At 69.1% G+C, this 2,480-nt stretch carries 3 protein-coding genes; all 3 read right to left on the minus strand.

Translation table 11 applies throughout. From position 1 onward, the window contains the following. Positions 1 to 44: 44 nt before the first annotated feature. Positions 45 to 1,619 (minus strand): IS66 family transposase, encoded by a 1,575-nt coding sequence (gene tnpC / locus B7X30_RS15380; protein WP_286731798.1) that lies wholly within the window; start codon positions 1,617 to 1,619, stop codon positions 45 to 47. 62 nt (positions 1,620 to 1,681) lie between these two features. After that, entirely contained in the window at positions 1,682 to 2,023 is a 342-nt protein-coding gene (gene tnpB / locus B7X30_RS15385) for an IS66 family insertion sequence element accessory protein TnpB (protein ID WP_286731800.1), read from the minus strand. 4 nt (positions 2,024 to 2,027) lie between these two features. Beyond that, complete coding sequence (locus B7X30_RS15390; protein WP_286731802.1) at positions 2,028 to 2,399, minus strand: IS66 family insertion sequence element accessory protein TnpB; 372 nt, start codon at positions 2,397 to 2,399, stop codon at positions 2,028 to 2,030. Positions 2,400 to 2,480: the final 81 nt, after the last annotated feature.

Genomic DNA, 2,480 nt, shown 5'->3' on the forward strand with positions numbered 1-2,480 from the left:
GTAAGCGTCCGGCGAACCCGTCTTGACGCGGGTCGCGTAGGCTGTCAGGCGGTCGCCAGGGCAGGCGTGGTCGGCATGGCCGCCGATGCCCAGCGGTGAGGCAGCAACTCATCCAGGCGGCTGTTGGGCCAGGTTGGCAGTTTTGCGAACACGTCGCGCAGGTAGGCCCATGGCTCGAGGCCGCACAACTTGGCCGATTCGATCAGGGTCATCAGCGCGGCAGCGCGCTCGCCGGCCTGGCGCGAGCCGACGAACAGCCAATTTTTGCGGCCCAGCGCGATCGGGCGCACCGCGCGCTCGGCGGCGTTGTTGTCGATGGGCACCCGGGCATCGGTGGCGAACACGCTCAAGCTCGCCCACCGCCCCAGGGCATAGTCGATGGCCCGCGCCGTGGCGTCGGCCTTGGCCAGTTGCGGGCGCTGCTCAAGCATCCAGGCGTGCAGTGCGTCCAGCCGCGGCTGGGTATCTTGGCGGCGTCTTCGCAGTCGTTCGTCGGAGTCGAGGTCGCCGATATCCTGCTCGACGCGATAGATCTCGCCGATACGCTCCAGAGCCTGGGCGGCCAGGGCGCTTTGGGTCAGCTTGTGGGCCTCGAAGAACTTGCGACGCGCATGCGTCCAACATCCGGCCTCGCGGATGGCGCCGCTGGCGAACAGCGCTTTGTAGCCGCTGAAGTCGTCGACCACCAGGGTGCCCGACCAGTCGCGCAGGAACTCGCGTGCATGTTCCCCGCCGCGGCTGCCGCGGTAGTCGTAGGCCACCAGCGGCTGCTGCGCACTGCGATACACCCACACGTAAGCACGATGGGTCTTGCCCGCGCCGGGCTTGAGCTCGGCCACCGGGGTCTCGTCGGCGTGCAGCACCGCTCCCTGGAGCATCAGCTCCTTCACGGCCTGCGCCAGCGGCTGCAGCCACACGCCGCCGATGCCGATCCACGACGTGATGCTCGAGCGCGGCACGCGCACCCCGCTGCGTGCGTAGATCTCCTCCTGCCGGTACGCCGGCAGGTGATCGTCGTGCTTGGCCACGATCATCTGCGCCATCAGGCCCGGCGCCGGGATCCCCTTGTCGATGACCTGCGCGGGCAGCGGCGCCGCAAGCACGGTCTGACAGCACGCGCAGGCGTACTTGCCGCGGATGTGCCGGTGCACGAAGAAGCGGGCTGGCTCGCAGTCGAGCTGCTCGCTGATCTCTTCGCCAATGCGCTTGAGGGGATGGCCCTGCGGGCACAGGCCGGAGTCGATCTCGTAGCGGTGTTCGATCCGCTCCAGGCTGCCGGGCAGCGGCTGGCGTTTCGGGCGGCGCTTGCTCGGGCTGGCTCGCTCGTCATCGGCGGCGCGGTCCTCGGCCCGTTCTTCCTCTTCGAGCAAGGCGATCGTCTTGGCGTCGAACAACTCGCCCTGCTTGTCATCCAGGCTCTCGCTGGACTGGCCGAAGCGCCAGTGCTTCAGGCGCGCCACCTCCAGACTCAGGGCCGCGTTCTTCTGCGCCTGGCGCCGGATCTCGGCGGCCTGCTGCTCGACCTCGGCTGCGAGCTTGCCGATCAGATCGCGTGCGTACTGCGCCGCCGGATCCTGGCCCAGCGTGCGCAGCGTGTCGTCGTCAATGATCGCAACCATGCCCGCCATTCTCGCGCGCGCACGCGCGAGAATGAAGCCGAGCTTGCCCTGATGGACAACGATCAGATCACCCGGATCGGCTCAGCCCGCGCAGCCGCCTGCATGCGCTGCCACGGCAGCCCGGCCACCAGCCAGTCCCACTGCTGGGCGCTTAACCGCACCGCGGCCGCCTCGTCGCGGGGCCAGGCAAAGCTGCCTTCCTGCAGCCGTCGCGTGCACAGCCACATCCCGGCGCCATCGAACACCAGCACCTTCAGCCGCGTCGCCCGTCGGTTCGCGAACACGTACGCGTGGTGCGGCTGCGCTGCACCGAACCGCCCGATCACCTGGCCCAGCAACCGGTCGATGCCGCCGCGCAGATCACTGGTCCCCACCGCCAGCCAGATCACCTCGACGCGAATCACCACATCACCCCAGCCAGGCGCGCAGCCACTGCGCGCACTCGGCGGGTGCCGCCACCGGCCAGTCGACCTGAACCCGCCGCGACCCGACCTCGCAAACAATGCGCGCGCACCCCGCAGCCGCTGCCGGCGCCTCGTTCGGCTGCGCCTTGACGAATGCGGTCGCCACTCGCGCAGGGGCCGCATACACCTCTCCGGCCAGCCACGCTCGCCAGCGCGGCGCGTGCGCGGCCCAGCCGCGTAAATCCAAATAGCCAATCCCGCGGCTCTGCGCGAACGCCGCTGCACTCAGCCCGCTGGCCTTGTACGCGTCGATCAGCTCCAACCGCCGCCGCACGTCATCCTCGCCGAGCTTGTCCTTGCGAACCCGTTCCTCCATCCCGACCTCCTTTGCACTCGAAGGCCGCAGCTTCCCAGACAGATCATCCGCCAACAAGATGGGGTCGCTGGACGCTTACGG

The organism is Thiomonas sp. 13-64-67 (assembly GCF_002282795.1).
Lineage (GTDB): Bacteria > Pseudomonadota > Gammaproteobacteria > Burkholderiales > Burkholderiaceae_C > Thiomonas > Thiomonas arsenitoxydans.